We start from the raw sequence: 16,096 nt of genomic DNA, 5'->3' as shown, positions 1-16,096 counted from the left end.
ATGACTTATACCGGTGAGCGAAGTATTAATTCAAACGCATTTGGTTTACCCGATTCAACCATAGACGCATATACAGTGTTGGATGCTGCGGTTAGTTACGATGTTGAAAACTGGAATGTACAACTAAATTTAAGAAATCTAACCGATGAAACCTATTATGTTAAAGCACTATTTATCGGTGGTTTACCAGGTGATAGTCGTAACGCTAAGTTAACTGTGAGATACACCTTTTAAATAATTAAAGTTTAAAAAACAATATTAACGATTAAAACCAATCAGGTATTTGCCTGATTGGTTTTAATGTTTATACATCTAAATCGGAAGTTTTAAATTAATAATGAATCATAGATTGAGTATTACTTTTCGCGCTTTAGCTGCCATTTTTGGAAGTTATGGACTCGCAGTTGCCAGCAGCTTTGCTTTGGTTCCAATATTTATGCATGTATTTGGTTGCTTTAAAGCAGATGCCGTTTATCTAGGAACTATTTTTAGCTACGTATTTTATTTTGCTTGTGTAATTTTTAGCTTCTCTCGGTCAAGCGCTTTATTGGTTTGGCGTGATATTGCATTGGTGAGTTCAGTTTTCTGTTTAATTCATTACATAGGAAATGTTTCATGAAACCCAATTTTAGAAAATGTATGATTTGGTTGCATACTTATAGTGGATTATTAATAGGCTGGCTTTTATTTGCAATATTTGTAACAGGCACACTCAGTTATTTTAATCCCGAGATCAGCCAATGGATGAAGCCTGAACTTGGTAGTAATAAATCATCTGATAAATTACTAAATCAATCTTTAACTTTATTAAATAAACAATCAAATGACTCTGAACGATGGCAAATTAATTTACCTACGCAACGCAATAATCAATTTGTAATCTCTTGGTTTATCCCTGGTGAAAAAAGAGCCAAGCGCTTTTCAAAAGTATTAGATAGTGAAACATATAAAGAAATCTCAGTGAGAGATTCGAATGGTGGTAATTTTTTTAGAACATTTCACTACACGTTAGAATTACGTCAATTTGGTGGTCGTTATATTGCTGGCATTGTAGCTATGGTGATGTTGATAGGCGTTTTTACTGGTATTTTTACACATAGGCGATTTTTTAAAGATTTTTTTACCATACGGCTTAATAAGTTAATGAAAACACTCACAGATACACATGCTGTTATGGGAGTGATCACCATACCTTTTTGTTTTGTAATTAGTTTTAGTGCTTTGCTGATTTATATTAGTATCTATGTCCCTTTTAGTGCACAACATCATTTTGATAATGGCTATAGAGATTTAAACAAACAAGTATCAACGTCTTTACCTAAAGTCATCTCTTCCAATATTGCTGTTGAACCAATCAAAGATCTTATGCCTATTGTGAATACAGTTAAAAAACATTGGCCTGAAAAATCTGCAATCAAATCTATCGTATATGAAAGACCTTTTGATTCAAATGGCCGCATTATAGTCTATCGAAACCCACTTATCTCATTATCAAATAAAGAGGAAGTATTAGCATTTAATGCACAAAGTGGTGATCAATTAGCCCCAATTGAAGCTGAACGTACAGCAAGAAAAATACGCAGAATATTTTATGGAATACATGAAGCGCATTTTGCAACACCTATGCTTCGTTGGTTGTTATTTTTTATGGGGGTAGCCAGCTGTATTTTAATTGCCAGTGGTTTGATTATCTGGTTAAAAAAACGCTTAGATAAAGTTAAAAAACGTCATTTTGGACACTTATTAGTTGAGCGTTTAAATATAGCTGGAATAGCAGGGTTACTATTAGCCATTACAAGTTATTTTTATGCTAATAGAATTATCCCTATAAATATTGAATCGAGAGCAGAATTAGAAGTATCAGTTTTTTTGATAGTTTGGCTTATTTGCTTGATTTATAGTTTTTTAAGGCCTGCTTTAAAAGCCTGGGCTGATATTATGCTAGTAACAGGATTGGCTTTATCTTTATTACCTTTAATTGATTTTCTTATCGAAAAAAATTGGCTAGTTAACGCTTTAGTAAATCAAAATATGGCCTATATTGGCTTTAATTTAGCTTTACTCATATCTGGAGGCGTGTGTTTAAAAGTATATTCATGGCTCAAAGGTATAAACAGAAAAAATAAAAATGCTGTATCTCAATTTAAAAACAAAGAGGAAGCTGTATGTTAATCAGTTTTATCCTTCAATTCATTGCTCTATGGTGTTTATCTATGACAATGACTAAACATTTTCGCTCAGTATTAAATACACCTTTCACAGCTAAAAAAGGAAAAAGATTTACAGTGTTAGGTTGGTTTTTATTATTAGTGTCATTCGTGATAGTGGCTTATCAAAACACGGCTATGATGAGTGTTTATTGGGTTTCCTATCTCGCATTAAATATTTTCATTGTGGCACTTATTAATGCCTCGTGTTCATCAACACAATAAACTCAAAATAACACTTTTCAGAAATGAAGTAATTTAATTGCTGTACTACTTCATTTCTAATTCATTTCTAAAACCCCTTAAACAAGATATTTATTGTAACCTTACTCAAATTTCGTTAATGTTCCTTTACTAGAAAACTCATTTAACCCCACTGTTTATAGGGTGTTAAAGATAGTTAAAGGATTAGCAGTGTTTAATAAAGTAATACTCATAGTGTTTTTAGTTTTAGTATATTGTGCAGTAAATTATGGTGAAACATTCAGTTCTATTGTAATGAATTATTTTGACTCACCAGAAGAAATACAAGAGCTCACTAAAACCTATACACCCCATTTATGGTCCGATTTCAAAGTATTAGAGATAGATGCTGAATTATGCGCTATGAAAGGTAAAAATATCCTTGAATCCCTTAGCTTTAAATCTATTACCAAAAACTTAAAATATGATAAAGCTAAGTATGTATATGGAAAATTCAATGATAACAGGGCATCTATTACATGTGCAAAGCTAGATGGTAAAACATTTGTTTATACCTCAGTTGCAGGTCCTGATGTTGCTTTGGTTAAAAAACTTCGTAATGAAATAGTGTGGAAATTATGATTAAAAATGAAAACACCTTATCCAAATTTTTAATATTATTAGCGGTTATATTCGGGATAACATTTGCGTACTTTTATTCTGTATTGGATGAAATTGAGTTGCAATATATCCTGATGTCTATTTTTACGTTAGCAAACCTTATAACGCTTGCATTTAAAAGCTCGAATACTTATAAAAAGAAAAATAATATTAAATACCTAATTAGAAGGGAGGAGCAGTTACTGTTTTGTCAAAGTACAAGTATGAGTCCTGCATCTATTTTACTGATTGATAAGATAGGTGAAATTACGGTTTCAAATAATTACTTATCTTTTATAGAAGTTGGAAATGGCCAAGGGTATGACTTTCAAGTTAAGGGTCGCTCACATGATATTATGAATCATTTGTACTCCATACTTAAACCACAAGAAATAAAATCGATCAAACTGGTAAAGATTTGATGTTTCGCTTTCTTATAAGTCATTTATAAAGGTGTTAATCTTTGGATATTGAAGTAACAGATAAAATAAAACTCATTCAGTTAACTGCATCAGATGCATTCAGTATTTATAATTTAGTAGAGCAAAGTAGAGATGAGTTAAGTGAATATTTATATTGGGTGAAAGATGTCATTGATCCTGAAACAGCAAAAAACTATATCTCACAGCGTATAAATAGTGGTTTAAGTGGCGCCAGTTGGTTCAAAATACAATTTAATTCTAACGACTGTGGTGTTTTTGCCATCAAGTCTATTTGTGATACAACGGGTTTAGCAGAGTTAGGTTATTGGCTTTCTCATCACTTTTATAAAAAAGGTATCATGACTTCGATAGTTAAAAACCTACCTCATTATTTAAAACAAAATACTAACGCAAAAATAATAGAATTTAGGTGCCTAGAAGAAAATTTAGCTAGTATTAACATTGCACAAAAATCTGGTGCAGTACTTGTTAACTCCTTACCAAACTATATGGAAATAGCTAATTCAAATCAAAAATTGAATATTTATCAAAGAAGGATTTAAATTAACTCATTTTAATTTATTGGCGTTCAGATAAATTATCTAGCACAATTTGTGAATCCTTTTGAGCATAAAATTCCACAACAAACTGCGTATCATCAGATAAAAATTCTACTTTATGCCAATATTGGGGAGGAGAGATCGCATGCTCTCCCATTTTTATCGTGATCTCTTTTTCAATTTCTCCGCGTCTGTCTGTAAAACCATAAAACTTTAATGTACCAGCTAAAACACATATCTTTCCATAAACACCATTGCGGGTATTATGAAGATGTAAAAACATTTTGGGCACATTTTCCTTATTTAAGGATTTTGTTGTTTTGTAATTGATGAAATCTTCAGGGATGTTATCCATTGCATGTTTTCCTTCACTACGAAGTAACTAAACTTACTTTTTTAAATATCGTATCATAGTTAGGATTACCAAAATTAAACCAATTAATAAAAAAGGGTAAAAACTCGGTATATGTAATCCTTGAACTAACAAACGATCATGTTTGGCGATCCCGGCCCATTTATGGACACTTGCTTGAGTAAATTCGGGGTTTATAAATATTTCGGCAATGTCTCTTCTGCTCCTATATCTCACTATTACAATTCTATCCCAAGAAGAGGTTAGTTTATGAGTCCAATCACTACCAAAAATAGGATGCGAACCTTGTTTGGCTAATAATTTAATCATCTGGGCACTGAAAATATCAAATGCATCTCTTCCTGATATCGTATCTAATTTCTTCTGTGGATATTGCGCTATTTTAGCGTATTGATATAAATTCACAGTATAAAATGCTTTACCATCATCGTTTTCTAAAAAAGATTTAAGTACCTTTATGTTATGCTTTCCTGAGTTATTGTGTTGCGCTTCAATCTGTTCAATATAATAAGATACTTCTTGATCAGTCAAAGGAGAATGTCCTCCGTGATACCAAATAATAAAGATTATCGTTACGCTAGCTAGCAAGCCTAAAAGTAGTTTTGATGTGTTACTTTTGTTCATTGTTAAGTCCATTCTATAGTTTTATTTAAAGTACTTGTATAATGCAAGTGCTTTTACAGTGCCAAATCAACTTGTTTTTTGCAAGTGCTTTTATTTATAATGAATAAATGAAACAAAATTCAGAAAACTTTCGCTCAAACTGCCCAATTAATTTTGTATTAGAAATTTTTGGAGACAAATGGACCTTATTAATCGTTCGTGACTTGATGTTCAAATCAAAGCGATCCTATGGTGAGTTTTTACAATCAAATGAAAAAATCTCAACGAATATATTAGCTGATAGGCTGCAGAAGCTTGAAGCAGCAGGTATTGCGATTAAAGAGATCGATAAGCAAAATAAGTCTAAGTTTATTTATGCTTTAACTGATAAAGGTAAAGATTTTCTGCCTATCATGCTTGAAATTACAGCTTGGAGTTGTAAACATGATGCGACTACAAATACCCCCGACAGTTTTATTGAAGCATTTGAAAAGGATAAACTCGCTTTATCAATACAAATATTAGACAACTTAAAGTGAATGGTCATTGCTCTGGTTCTTGAGCGTCCAATTCTTCTATTAAATTAATTGAGACGTTTACAAAGTCACTTGCTGTAACTATGCCAACAAGCTTACCGTTAGCTAATATCGGTAAACAGCCAATTTTATATTTTTGAATTGTTAATGCCGCTTGATGAACTGATGATTTTGAATTGTTCGTCATGATTTCACTGCGATAAAACGCAATAATTTTAACACTTTGTTCGTAATCAAATCTTTTAAATGTATCGGTTATTATTAAGCTAGATTCTTCAGCAGCAAGTACATCACGTTGGCTTATGATCCCTAAAAGGGCATTATTATCATCCACAATTGGAATATGGCTAATGCGATTTTGGACCATCATAATACCGACATCTTAAGGTATTTTCTTTACCAAGAGTGAAAAGGTCATCTGCCATGATTGAGATTACGCTAGTCATAATTGTATCCTTAGAATTAAGTATTAATATACAGGGTGATTACATAAGATCAGGAAGGTTAAAGCTAGAAATCAAAGTTAATTCATAGTCTAATAATGAATTGTAAAACTAATTTTGATTTTTTAATTTTTTTACATTATCGAAAAGCATATGTTCAATTTTAGACACATGACTCGTTTTATTTACTGCTAACTTTGATTTTATATTAGTTGTATTAACAGGTTTTACGTTTTGTTCCTCTTGTATATTTGAACATGGAAATTGGCTAAATATGAGCACATTATTGATATTGCATTTTTATAGTGTTGCAGAAGCGGAATAAGAAGTGATTAATAACCCAAGTAATAAAACATATTTCATAAATTAACACCCTCATAAATGGTTGGTAGTATTAAATTACATTATTGTGCCCTTAAATACAAATAACAAAATGATTTAACGTGTTGAATTTAATAGGAAATAAATTAATTTTACTGAAATTTAAATTAATTGTTAGGGAAGTATTATAAAATTTAAGGATCAAATCTTGTTATAAGCAAGGAAACGGAAGTGCCTAGGTTATTGGCTTTTGGCACTTCTTCTAACAAATTCGGATTATGGAAAACCGAGACTTATAACTTCATATGTAAAATAGGGAAAGGTTTCCCCATATCATCAATGGGTGAGCGAGATATCACTTTAAAACCCATATGTTGGTAAAACCCAACAGCTAATGGATTTTGTTCGTTTACATCAACACTATTTGCATTTAAATTATCAATTGCGTATTGCAATAATAACTTACCAACGCCACTTCCTCTTATTTTGTTTAAAATAAATAACATTTCAACTTTCATTTCATGGACACCCACAAAACCAATGATTGAACCTAATTTATCTTTAACACATTTTAATGTAACTGCAGGGAAAGCTTGTTCCATGATAATTGGTTTAAAAAACGCGATATCTTTTTCAGTGATAAAGTCATGTGTTGCTCGGACTGAGTTTTCCCAGACAATTAGCATTTCAGCATAATGCTCAGGAAGCACATTTTCAACAATCATAATATTCTCTTTTATTAGTATTGAATTGATGAGCAGCCGCGAATGGATATATTATCAATCAAGATTGAATAAATACAGTAGAAAATATTTCACCATGAATTCTGCTCTGGCAGAAAATAACTTACTAACCAGAGCATGAACAAAGATTATCTCGGTTCAGTTTTTAAACCTTTTAATAGACAAATACACATTAATAATAAGAGTATGGTAAAGGGCAAGCCTGTTGATATCGCACCAGCTTGAAGCGCTTCTATTGCTTGCGTACCTCCGACCCATAATAAAGCCGCTGCAATCACACCTTCAATGATAGCCCAGAAGATTCTTTGAGGTGCCGGAGCATCTATCTTGCCACCAGCAGTAATGCTATCAATTACCAAAGAGCCTGAATCAGATGAAGTAATGAAAAACACTATGACTAATACGATAGCGATAAGCGAAAGTAATGAACTCATAGGGAGTGAATCGAACATCTGAAACATAGCTAAAGGCACTTCCGATAAACCGTCAGTGCCTAAAGTACCTACCTTATTCATAACTTGATCAATCGCTAATCCACCATATACCGACATCCATACAATTGTTACAAGTGTTGGAATGATTAATACTGCAAGAATAAATTCACGAATAGTTCGCCCTTTAGATATTCGGGCGATAAACATACCAACAAACGGAGACCACGATACCCACCAAGCCCAATAAAACACAGTCCAACCCTGAAACCATGCTTCATCATTACGTCCATGAGGGTTACTTAAAGGAATAATATTCTCAACATAAGCAAATAAAGTTGTTGGAATTGTACCAATCGAGACTGAAAATCCGGTGAAAATTACAAATACCAGTAAAGCAAAAGCCAGTACCATGTTAATTTTACTGAGTTGCTTTACACCACTTTCTAATCCTCTGGCAACAGAGAAAACTGCTAATGCAGTCACACCAATAATCACAGATATTTGCATGCCAATGCCACCTTCAGTACCAAATACATGATTAATGCCGCTGGTGGCTTGCTGTGCGCCTAGACCTAAGGAGGTCGCCAAACCAAATAAAGTTGCTAAAACGGCGAGTATATCGACAACATGTCCAGGCCAGCCCCAAGTTCTTTCGCCTAATAAAGGGTAAAAAATAGAACGAATAGACAGCGGTAATCCTTTGTTATAGGTGAAAAACGCCAAAGATAAAGCGACAACACAATATATTGCCCAAGGATGAAGACCCCAATGATACATGGTCGCACCTAAAGCCAAGCGTGCAGCCTCTGCAGTATTAGGTTCAACACCTAATGGTGTTTTATACCATGAGGTTAAATAAGCAACGGGTTCAGCTACGCCCCAAAACATTAATCCAATGCCCATACCTGCTGCAAATAACATTGCAAACCATGAAAGGCGTGAATGATCTGTTTTAGCATCAGTGCCACCAATGCGAATTTTACCATACGGTGAAAAAATGAGTGCTAAGCAAAATAATACAAAGATATTTCCTGACCACATGAATAAAGCATCAAACGTCCCAATGATTTTCCACTTTATACCATCTAAAGCTGTTTTTGCTGTTTCTGGTTCACTCACCAAAATAGCGAGAAGAAACATGAATATTAAAGCGGTACTGACGCCAAAAACAGGGTTATGAACATCAAAGCCCCATTTTTGAACATTATCTTGCCCTATTTTATAGTCTGTACTATCAATACTATAAATATCTGTATTATTTTTCATAAATTTATTAGCCGTGTTTTTGTGTCAGTTAAAGCTTGGCTTTAACTATTCTCAATGCTGCTAACTTAGTCACAGTCCATTGTTGGCAAGCTGAGTAAAACCGAGAAAAGAGTCGTGTTACCCACAGAATTGAAGTGAGTAAGCAAAGATTTGTTAGTGAATCTTAGCATAACAGCCTAATTAAGTCGAAGTAGCACATAATTTCATGTTTATATATTTCATAATCAACTCAAACATTTATAATATGCAAAATTTATATCCATAGGTTGTGTGTTTTGAAAAATAAACGGTATTATCTGATAAATGAATGATAAATCGGTGAAGTAATATTTAGAATGACAGATAAAATCAATATCAGAAATGCAAAACAAACAGATCATAACTTCATTTTTACGCTATCACCAGACTTGGCACAAGTCGCAAATCTAAAATGGCATGATGATAATACTGTTTCAAAAATGCAAGATGACTATATAGCTCAAATGTTAAAGCAAACATCAGTTAATAATATTACATTGATTGCTGAGAAAAATGGTGTGTCATTAGGTTTTGTTCATGCTTGTGAGCACCAAGATAGCATATCAAATGAAGCTTGCGGTACAGTGCCTTTACTTGCAGTTTCTGCAAAAACTCAAGGAATGGGCGTGGGTAAATTGTTAATACAGGCAGCTGAAAAATGGTCTAAACAGCAAGGGTATCGTTTATTGCATTTAGAAGTATTCGCTAATAATGAAAAAGCAAAAGGTTTTTATAATAACTTGGGTTTTGAACCTGAAACCTTGCACATGGTTAAAGCTCTTTAAGTATATTTCTTATTCTTAAAATTTAATATTACACTCGTAATTTACACTTAGTATTACAAGTGTAATCCTGTGGGTGATATTATAATAAAGGATAAGATATGTATCATTTTCAGAGACGTTTCATCATATTAATGTTAATACAAAGCTGTTTAATTATGTTTTTATCTTTCTCCGTGGTAGCTAACGATGAGTTTGCCAAAGGAAAAGTCGAATATAAAAATGGCAACTACACAAAAGCAATGTCACTTTTCAAAGTTGCAGCCAAACATAACAGTGTTCCAGCTCAAAGCTATTTAGGCTACATGTATAGCAAAGGCAAAGGTGTCAATAAAGATTTTGATACAGCATTTACCTGGTATATGAAAGCCGCAGAGCAAGGATACAATCAGACACATGATTAGAATTTTAGATGCCTAATACACTTTGTTCATTTACATTATTTATAATCAGCTCACGTAACCATTGATGTCCGGGATCTTGTTCAAAGTGTTTATTCCACAGTAAAACATAGGCGCCGGGTTCAATATTTACAGGGATATCAAGTACACGTATCTTAAAACTAGATGCTAATTTTTCTGCATACCTAGCTGGTGCACATAAAATTAAATCACTTTGCTCACATAAGCTCATAGCACTATGAAAATCCGGCATATCAATGGCAATATCTCGAGTTAATTGTTGTAAGTTCAATACATCATCTAATAACCATTGTTCCATACCGCCAAAAGAAACTTGGATATGACGATAATGTAGAAAGGTTTTCAGATCCCACTTCGTTTTTAATGCCGGATGGTGCTCTCTCACCAAACACACGGAATGCTCTTTAATTAACTCAACATGGTTTAATTCACTTGGAATATCGTCAATATGAATGGGAGAACGTTTATCCCACTCTCTACAGGCGATGCCAATATCTATTTCACATTTTAGTAATTCATCTAAACTATTAGGGTTCCAAGTTTTTGTTTTTAAACGAAGGTTGGGTGCTTTATTTAAAAGTTCAGGCATAAAAAATGGAAAAGTTAAAGAGTAAGCAGTATCTAATAAATGAATAGTAAATTGTCGTTTACTCTTTTTTGGCTCAAATGCAGTAGGGCGGGTTAATTGTTCTAATTGTTGAATGATTAGATGTAGCTGAGGTGCTAATTCAAGTGCGCGAGGTGTTGCTTTTAAACCTTGAGCAGTGCGTTCAAAAAGTTGATCATTAAACATGTCTCTTAACCTAGCCAAATGTTTACTGACAGCTGACTGACTTAAATGCATGCGTTCAGCGGCAAGGGTTACATTTAATTCTTCTAGTAATATTTGCAATACTCTTAATAAATTTAAATCTAGTTTACTCAAGGCTGAATTCCAATATGGAATAATGGTTTTTATTATAATTCATTTCTGCTCATAATGATATTTTCATATACTAGGTTTCTTATTCAAGGAGACTCAAATGAAACACAATAGCACCTTGGTCTTGCTTATGTTGATGGTTGTTTTTAGCCCTTTAGCCATAGATATTTATTTACCTGCATTACCGATAATGGCGCAAGAATTGTCAGTTGATATTACTCAAATGCAGTTGAGTATTTCTGTTTTTATTTTATGCCTTGGTTTTGGGCAATTAATAAGTGGCCCATTATCAGATCGATATGGTAGGCGCCCGATCGCAATATGTGGTGTAGTTATCTACGGGGTCTCGTCATTCGTATTATCGAGCGTAAACAGCATTGAAGCATTTCTATTTTTTAGAATAACACATGGTTTTGGTGCTTGTGCCATTGTGGTTTCTGCATTTGCAAGTGTTCGTGACAGATACGATCCTATCAAAAGTGGCGTAATGTATAGCTACCTTAGTAGTATAATTTGTTGCGTACCAGCATTGGCACCTTTGTTGGGTAATATATTAACTGAGCAATTAGGCTGGCGAAGTAATTTTTATGCTATGGGCTTTTATGCCTTATTTGCTGGACTGGCTGTATTTTTAGCTTTGCCGGAAACACGTCCAATCGATACCGTTAAACATAAAAAGTTAATATCAATTAAACACTATAAACCCATTATGGCAAACCCAATATTTATATTTAATACTTTGATTATTATGCTAACGATGACAATTATACTGGCATTTGTAACTAGCTCCCCTGCTTGGATAATGATCCATCTGCAGCAAAGTCAAAAGACGTTTGTTTTTTGGTTTAGTTTAAACGCAGCTTTAAATATTGTAGCCTATATACTTGCGCCAAAAGTATTAATTAAATTTGGCGTAATAAATACCACCGGAGCAGGCATGATCACAGTATTATTTTCTGGTGTTTTAATGCTAATTTTAACATCATGGAGCCATCCTGCAGGCTTTATGTTACCTGTAATGGTAAGTTCTATTGGTATTTCATTACTTATGGGGGTAAGTTCAGGGCAGGCATTATCACCTTTTGGTAATAATGCGGGTATGGCATCAGCGTTATTGGGGTTTATTCAAATGAGTGGTGCATCCTTATTAGTATTTTTATTGCAGCTACTACCTATGAGTATTCCTGAACAATTTGCTTTGATTGTGTCGGTGTTTATCCCTATTTATATCTGCTGGAAATTACCCAAAATAAAAAGTATTTTGTCTCAAGATGCGCTTTAAATTTAAAGCAGTTCCTTTCAATAGCGTCTAATATTTTATTTTTAGACGCTATCTGATTTATTACAATTTTTGATTTATTAGCTTAGCAACAGATCTGGTTATTTTCTTTGATCTTGATATATAACTTCACCATCAAGTACAGTCATGACAACTTTAGTTTGATTTATTGTATTTGGGTCAATATCAAAAATGTTTCTATCTAAAATAACTAAATCAGCAAGTTTACCAACTTCTATTGTGCCAACGGTATTTTCTTGACGCATGACATACGCACCATTTATTGTGTATGCCTTTATTGCCTGCTTTAAAGTTAATGCTTGAGGATAACGGGTGACTGCATTTTGTAACCCTAAAAATGGATTAAATGGACTCACACTCCAATCACTACTCAAAGTTATACGTGCCCCTGCATCATTTAATGATTTGATGGGTACTGCATTGTCAGATCTTACTACGCCTATTAGTTCTTCATTTTCATGCCAATGTTCTGGATTTGTAAACTCTCCAGCCACTTGTGCATCGGCAGTCACATTTAATAGTGCAAAGCGTGTATAGTCTGCTGGGTCTACTATTTCTACATGCGTGATTCTGTGTCGGCCTTGTGAAGATGCTGCATTCTCTATCGCATTTAAGCTCTCATGAATACCGCGATCGCCAATGGCATGAATATGAAAATCAAAACCTTTAGGCTCTAATGCCTTAATATATTTCTCTACCCTAGATTGTGTAAAATAATTAACGCCATTATTCGTTTTAGTATCAAGTAGCTTGATTTCATACTCGTCAAACATTGCTGCAGTTGTATTTATCAAAATACCATCAGAATAGAGCTTAATTTGGTTAAACCTCAAAAAGCTATCCGCTTGGTTTGAGTACAGCGATATTAAGCTTTCTAATTGGGTATTATCATCAAGTTCCGGGTAAGCCCATAACCCAACTGCAACTCTTGCTGTTAATTCATTATTCTTTTGTACTTTTTGCCATGTTAAATGATCATCTCTTTTCCAAAAGCTACGGGCATCGCTAATAGAGGTGATGCCATTTTTTGCAAGTTCAGGTAATGTATATTGTACTAATCCGTTATAGTCAGCTTGCATACTTTGAGCTGTCGGTGTCATAGCTAAGTCCATCAGTAGATTACCAGCATTATCAATTAAGACGCCATTTGGCTCACCTGTGATTTCATCTTTTACAATAATGCCGCCAATTGGATTTGGCGTATTGCTATCAATATTTGCAAGTTCAAGTGCCGCAGAGTTAACCCACATGGAATGTGATGTCTGTTCCATGATAATGACAGGTCTATCAGGCACAGCTTCATTAATGATCTCAAGTGGTGATATTGAAGATTCAAATAATGCGAAAATTGAATGCCCATAACCAATTAACCATTTAGAATTCGGATTTTGATATGAAGCTTGCGCTATCGTATCTATAAAATTTTCAGCATTTAGCTCATCTGTATCTAGGCTAAACTGAGTGTTTTGTGAGCCAGATTCTATAGGGTGAATATGCACATCGTGAAAACCTGGCATCATCATTTTGCCTTTAAGATCTGTGATAATTGTTTCTGGTCCAATATAGTTTTCAACTTCTTTATCAGAACCAACAAAAATAATTTCATTATCTTTAATGGCAATTGCTTGTGCCCACTCGTGCTGTTCGTTGACAGTGTAGATCGCTGCATTTCTAAATATTTTTGTTGCTACTATTCCCATATTATTATCTTCCTTTTTACTCTCTGAACTAGAGCAACCTGCTGCTATCAAAGTAGACAATGTAATCCAAATGATCATTTTGACTTTTAATGTTATAAAATTTTTCATTAATGCTTCTCCAACTCTTTAAATTTAAGTCATTATAAACAGCTTTAGGTAACCACAAGGTAACAGTAGATTTATGGGCTATGATATAGTGTTTCGCCAATATGAGATGCTATGATAATACCGTCGGTTAAAAGGATAGTTACCTAAATTATGTTAGTACTTTTTGTGGAAGATGAGAGAGACTTAGCTGAGCTAACCATAGAATTTTTAGAATTAGATGATATTGAATGTGATTATGCAGATAATGGTGAAATGGCTCTAAATCTCTTAAGTTCAAATGTTTATGATGTAATTGTTTTAGATGTAAACATGCCAAAAATGGATGGGTTTACTTTATGCGATAAACTCAAAAGTAAGGGCGATCATACACCTGTAATATTTTTAACAGCACGAGACGCCCTTGATGACAAATTGACTGGTTTTTCTTTAGGTGCTGAAGATTATTTAACAAAACCCTTTGAACTACCTGAACTAAGTGCACGGATAAAAGTGCTTGCACAACGAAACAAGCCAAAATCAACAATCTTTGAACTTGATACCTTACATGTAAATATTCAACAATGTAAAATCTATAGAAGCAATAAAGAGGTATTATTAACACGCACTCAGTGGTCATTATTAAAAGCATTGATAAACCATAGCCCAAATGTAGTGGATCGCATTACATTAGAAAATGCCATATGGCCAGATCAAATACCAAGTAAAGACATGCTTAAAACTTTAGTCTTTAGAGTCAGAACTTTGATTGATTTACCGCAAGAACAATCTTTAATTCATACCATTCGTGGTACAGGTATTGTACTGAGGACAAATGCTAATGGCACATAAAAAATCTCTACATCGATTTTTGACTCAAAGATTTACATTTTTATTCATTAGTTTATCTATTATTTATGTGTTTGTTGTTGGTTTTATAAATCTCAATGCAATGGATGATACCACTTCATATTACATGCAATATGAAGCGCAAGTACTAAGCGAATATTATCAAAAAGAAGATGATATTTTAGAGTTCGATAAAGGCATAAAAGAATATTACTGGGGAATAGATAAATTACCGAAACTTTATAAAGAATTTTTAGATAAAAGATCATTGGACGAAAATATAATGATGTTGTTAGAAACCGATTCTCATTTTATTTATATATTGCCCTATAACGCAGCAAACTTGCCGGAAACTTTTGTTGTTGTTCACCTTTTTGATAAGAGCGCACACTCATATAGTGAAAAAAAATTGCATATACAGTTAAGTATCTTATTTTCAATCGCTTTGTTAGTTGTAATGTATTTTGTATTGCAAACCAATAGGCAAGTTTCATTACAAGTGAGTAGTTTAAAAAAGTGGGTTAGATTCTTAAATATTGACAATATAAATTCAGCTTCATTACCAAAATCCCTTAAGTTTGATGAGCTAATACAAATCGCTTCAGTAGTATCTCTTAGCTATCAACAACAGCAGCAATTAAATACAAAGAAACAAGCTGTATTAAAAAGAGAGCAAGCCTTTTTAAGCTCTTTGAGTCATGAATTAAGAACGCCAATTTCTATTATTTCTGCAGCATGTGCGTTATTAGAGAAAAGAAATGCGTTATCAGATAAAGATAAAAAAGCGCTGATAAAATTAAGCCATGCTAATGATAATATGAAAAGATTAACTGAAACTTTATTACAATTATGGCGTAATCAACCAACTTCAGAAAAAATAACCCAGATATCTTTAGGCGATTTACTTGCCTACGAAATAAAAGAATCACAAGTTAATAGCAGCATAGTTGAAGTAACACATAATAATATTAAAAGTTTTCAGGGCCATAAAACACATGTTTCAATTGTGATGAGCAATCTAATTAGAAATGCTCATCAATACACAACAACTGGCAAAATTCACATAAAATTAGATGGTTATGTTTTAATTATATCAAACCAATTTGACAATGATTTACATACACATACCAATGAATCGTTTGGATTTGGCATTGGTTTATATATAGTTAAGAAAATATGTACTGATAATAATTGGATGATACAAACGGATACAACAAATTTTATTTTTAGTGTTAAAATTCAGTTTAAAAATCAAACTATAATTTAAA

Annotated in this window: 20 protein-coding genes; 13 read left to right on the top strand and 7 right to left on the bottom strand. The window is 33.2% G+C overall.

The window, feature by feature from the left end:
* From KO527_RS26005 to KO527_RS15890, 7 genes are all read left to right on the top strand, one after another.
* The gene (locus KO527_RS26005) at positions 1-234 is read left to right on the top strand and encodes a TonB-dependent receptor (protein ID WP_252733803.1); all 234 of its coding nucleotides are present in this window, start codon (positions 1-3) and stop codon (positions 232-234) included.
* A 103-nt stretch (positions 235-337) separates the two neighbouring features.
* The gene (locus KO527_RS15915) at positions 338-619 is read left to right on the top strand and encodes a hypothetical protein (protein ID WP_216041274.1); all 282 of its coding nucleotides are present in this window, start codon (positions 338-340) and stop codon (positions 617-619) included.
* Positions 616-2,172, top strand: a complete 1,557-nt coding sequence (locus tag KO527_RS15910) for a PepSY-associated TM helix domain-containing protein (RefSeq protein ID WP_216041273.1) — start codon at positions 616-618, stop codon at positions 2,170-2,172. The genes KO527_RS15915 and KO527_RS15910 overlap by 4 nt, the downstream gene beginning before the upstream one ends.
* 41 nt (positions 2,173-2,213) lie before the next feature.
* On the top strand, positions 2,214-2,432 hold the full coding sequence (locus KO527_RS15905; RefSeq protein ID WP_252733802.1) for a DUF3325 family protein: 219 nt from the start codon (positions 2,214-2,216) through the stop codon (positions 2,430-2,432).
* A gap of 189 nt (positions 2,433-2,621) precedes the next feature.
* Positions 2,622-3,032, top strand: a complete 411-nt coding sequence (locus KO527_RS15900) for a hypothetical protein (RefSeq protein ID WP_216041271.1) — start codon at positions 2,622-2,624, stop codon at positions 3,030-3,032.
* 242 nt (positions 3,033-3,274) lie between these two features.
* Positions 3,275-3,472 (top strand): hypothetical protein, encoded by a 198-nt coding sequence (locus KO527_RS15895; RefSeq protein ID WP_216041270.1) that lies wholly within the window; start codon positions 3,275-3,277, stop codon positions 3,470-3,472.
* A gap of 41 nt (positions 3,473-3,513) precedes the next feature.
* A complete protein-coding gene (locus tag KO527_RS15890; RefSeq protein WP_216041269.1) occupies positions 3,514-4,035 on the top strand; it encodes a GNAT family N-acetyltransferase in 522 nt (173 codons plus the stop codon).
* A 16-nt stretch (positions 4,036-4,051) separates the two neighbouring features.
* On the opposite strand, the gene KO527_RS15885 is transcribed toward KO527_RS15890, so the two are convergent.
* Both KO527_RS15885 and KO527_RS15880 read right to left on the bottom strand, forming a co-directional pair.
* Positions 4,052-4,387: a DUF1971 domain-containing protein gene (locus KO527_RS15885; RefSeq protein ID WP_216041268.1), complete on the bottom strand. Its 336-nt coding sequence runs from the start codon at positions 4,385-4,387 to the stop codon at positions 4,052-4,054.
* A gap of 33 nt (positions 4,388-4,420) precedes the next feature.
* Positions 4,421-5,029: a hypothetical protein gene (locus KO527_RS15880; RefSeq protein ID WP_216041267.1), complete on the bottom strand. Its 609-nt coding sequence runs from the start codon at positions 5,027-5,029 to the stop codon at positions 4,421-4,423.
* Positions 5,030-5,136: 107 nt separating this feature from the next.
* On the opposite strand from KO527_RS15880, the gene KO527_RS15875 reads away from it, so the two are divergent.
* The gene (locus tag KO527_RS15875; protein ID WP_216041266.1) at positions 5,137-5,547 is read left to right on the top strand and encodes a helix-turn-helix domain-containing protein; all 411 of its coding nucleotides are present in this window, start codon (positions 5,137-5,139) and stop codon (positions 5,545-5,547) included.
* Positions 5,548-5,551: 4 nt separating this feature from the next.
* Here the strand turns inward: KO527_RS15875 and KO527_RS15870 are convergent, their stop codons facing one another.
* The 3 genes from KO527_RS15870 to KO527_RS15860 all read right to left on the bottom strand — a co-directional run bounded on the left by KO527_RS15870 (position 5,552) and on the right by KO527_RS15860 (position 8,751).
* Entirely contained in the window at positions 5,552-5,914 is a 363-nt protein-coding gene (locus KO527_RS15870; protein WP_216041265.1) for a CBS domain-containing protein, read from the bottom strand.
* Positions 5,915-6,601: 687 nt separating this feature from the next.
* Positions 6,602-7,033 carry a GNAT family N-acetyltransferase gene (locus KO527_RS15865; RefSeq protein ID WP_216041264.1) on the bottom strand — a complete coding sequence of 144 codons (432 nt, stop codon included), beginning with the start codon at positions 7,031-7,033 and terminating at the stop codon, positions 6,602-6,604.
* A gap of 146 nt (positions 7,034-7,179) precedes the next feature.
* Positions 7,180-8,751 (bottom strand): BCCT family transporter, encoded by a 1,572-nt coding sequence (locus KO527_RS15860; protein ID WP_216041263.1) that lies wholly within the window; start codon positions 8,749-8,751, stop codon positions 7,180-7,182.
* A gap of 335 nt (positions 8,752-9,086) precedes the next feature.
* Between KO527_RS15860 and KO527_RS15855 the strand changes: the two genes are divergently transcribed.
* Together KO527_RS15855 and KO527_RS26000 are read left to right on the top strand one after the other, a co-directional pair.
* Positions 9,087-9,554, top strand: a complete 468-nt coding sequence (locus KO527_RS15855) for a GNAT family N-acetyltransferase (protein WP_216041262.1) — start codon at positions 9,087-9,089, stop codon at positions 9,552-9,554.
* Positions 9,555-9,652: 98 nt separating this feature from the next.
* Complete coding sequence (locus KO527_RS26000) at positions 9,653-9,955, top strand: hypothetical protein (RefSeq protein WP_252733800.1); 303 nt, start codon at positions 9,653-9,655, stop codon at positions 9,953-9,955.
* Between the two features lie 4 nt (positions 9,956-9,959).
* On the opposite strand, the gene KO527_RS15845 is transcribed toward KO527_RS26000, so the two are convergent.
* Positions 9,960-10,898 carry a LysR family transcriptional regulator gene (locus KO527_RS15845; RefSeq protein ID WP_216041261.1) on the bottom strand — a complete coding sequence of 313 codons (939 nt, stop codon included), beginning with the start codon at positions 10,896-10,898 and terminating at the stop codon, positions 9,960-9,962.
* Between the two features lie 97 nt (positions 10,899-10,995).
* Between KO527_RS15845 and KO527_RS15840 the strand changes: the two genes are divergently transcribed.
* The gene (locus tag KO527_RS15840) at positions 10,996-12,177 is read left to right on the top strand and encodes a multidrug effflux MFS transporter (RefSeq protein WP_216041260.1); all 1,182 of its coding nucleotides are present in this window, start codon (positions 10,996-10,998) and stop codon (positions 12,175-12,177) included.
* Positions 12,178-12,275: 98 nt separating this feature from the next.
* Here KO527_RS15840 and KO527_RS15835 read toward each other — a convergent pair whose 3' ends face one another.
* Positions 12,276-14,003 (bottom strand): amidohydrolase, encoded by a 1,728-nt coding sequence (locus KO527_RS15835; protein WP_216041259.1) that lies wholly within the window; start codon positions 14,001-14,003, stop codon positions 12,276-12,278.
* Positions 14,004-14,153: 150 nt separating this feature from the next.
* Between KO527_RS15835 and KO527_RS15830 the strand changes: the two genes are divergently transcribed.
* Both KO527_RS15830 and KO527_RS15825 read left to right on the top strand, forming a co-directional pair.
* Positions 14,154-14,831 (top strand): response regulator transcription factor, encoded by a 678-nt coding sequence (locus KO527_RS15830; RefSeq protein ID WP_216041258.1) that lies wholly within the window; start codon positions 14,154-14,156, stop codon positions 14,829-14,831.
* A complete protein-coding gene (locus KO527_RS15825; RefSeq protein ID WP_216041257.1) occupies positions 14,821-16,095 on the top strand; it encodes a HAMP domain-containing sensor histidine kinase in 1,275 nt (424 codons plus the stop codon). The genes KO527_RS15830 and KO527_RS15825 overlap by 11 nt, the downstream gene beginning before the upstream one ends.
* The last annotated feature ends 1 nt before the right edge of the window (position 16,096 follow it).

The sequence above is a fragment of the Pseudoalteromonas sp. C2R02 genome, assembly GCF_018860845.1.
In the GTDB taxonomy this organism is placed as follows: domain Bacteria; phylum Pseudomonadota; class Gammaproteobacteria; order Enterobacterales; family Alteromonadaceae; genus Pseudoalteromonas.
This window is presented reverse-complemented; position numbering and strand designations above follow the sequence as displayed.

Bases quoted from the DNA above. Each gene is read 5' to 3' on its own strand.
- KO527_RS26005 (WP_252733803.1), top strand. From the start codon at position 1: ATGACTTATACCGGTGAGCGAAGTATTAATTCAAACGCATTTGGTTTA.
- KO527_RS15915 (WP_216041274.1), top strand. From the start codon at position 338: ATGAATCATAGATTGAGTATTACTTTTCGCGCTTTAGCTGCCATTTTT.
- KO527_RS15910 (WP_216041273.1), top strand. From the start codon at position 616: ATGAAACCCAATTTTAGAAAATGTATGATTTGGTTGCATACTTATAGT.
- KO527_RS15905 (WP_252733802.1), top strand. From the start codon at position 2,214: ATGACAATGACTAAACATTTTCGCTCAGTATTAAATACACCTTTCACA.
- KO527_RS15895 (WP_216041270.1), top strand. From the start codon at position 3,275: ATGAGTCCTGCATCTATTTTACTGATTGATAAGATAGGTGAAATTACG.
- KO527_RS15885 (WP_216041268.1), bottom strand. From the start codon at position 4,387: ATGGATAACATCCCTGAAGATTTCATCAATTACAAAACAACAAAATCC.
- KO527_RS15880 (WP_216041267.1), bottom strand. From the start codon at position 5,029: ATGAACAAAAGTAACACATCAAAACTACTTTTAGGCTTGCTAGCTAGC.
- KO527_RS15875 (WP_216041266.1), top strand. From the start codon at position 5,137: ATGAAACAAAATTCAGAAAACTTTCGCTCAAACTGCCCAATTAATTTT.
- KO527_RS15870 (WP_216041265.1), bottom strand. From the start codon at position 5,914: ATGATGGTCCAAAATCGCATTAGCCATATTCCAATTGTGGATGATAAT.
- KO527_RS15865 (WP_216041264.1), bottom strand. From the start codon at position 7,033: ATGATTGTTGAAAATGTGCTTCCTGAGCATTATGCTGAAATGCTAATT.
- KO527_RS15860 (WP_216041263.1), bottom strand. From the start codon at position 8,751: ATGAAAAATAATACAGATATTTATAGTATTGATAGTACAGACTATAAA.
- KO527_RS15855 (WP_216041262.1), top strand. From the start codon at position 9,087: ATGACAGATAAAATCAATATCAGAAATGCAAAACAAACAGATCATAAC.
- KO527_RS26000 (WP_252733800.1), top strand. From the start codon at position 9,653: ATGTATCATTTTCAGAGACGTTTCATCATATTAATGTTAATACAAAGC.
- KO527_RS15840 (WP_216041260.1), top strand. From the start codon at position 10,996: ATGAAACACAATAGCACCTTGGTCTTGCTTATGTTGATGGTTGTTTTT.
- KO527_RS15835 (WP_216041259.1), bottom strand. From the start codon at position 14,003: ATGAAAAATTTTATAACATTAAAAGTCAAAATGATCATTTGGATTACA.
- KO527_RS15830 (WP_216041258.1), top strand. From the start codon at position 14,154: ATGTTAGTACTTTTTGTGGAAGATGAGAGAGACTTAGCTGAGCTAACC.
- KO527_RS15825 (WP_216041257.1), top strand. From the start codon at position 14,821: ATGGCACATAAAAAATCTCTACATCGATTTTTGACTCAAAGATTTACA.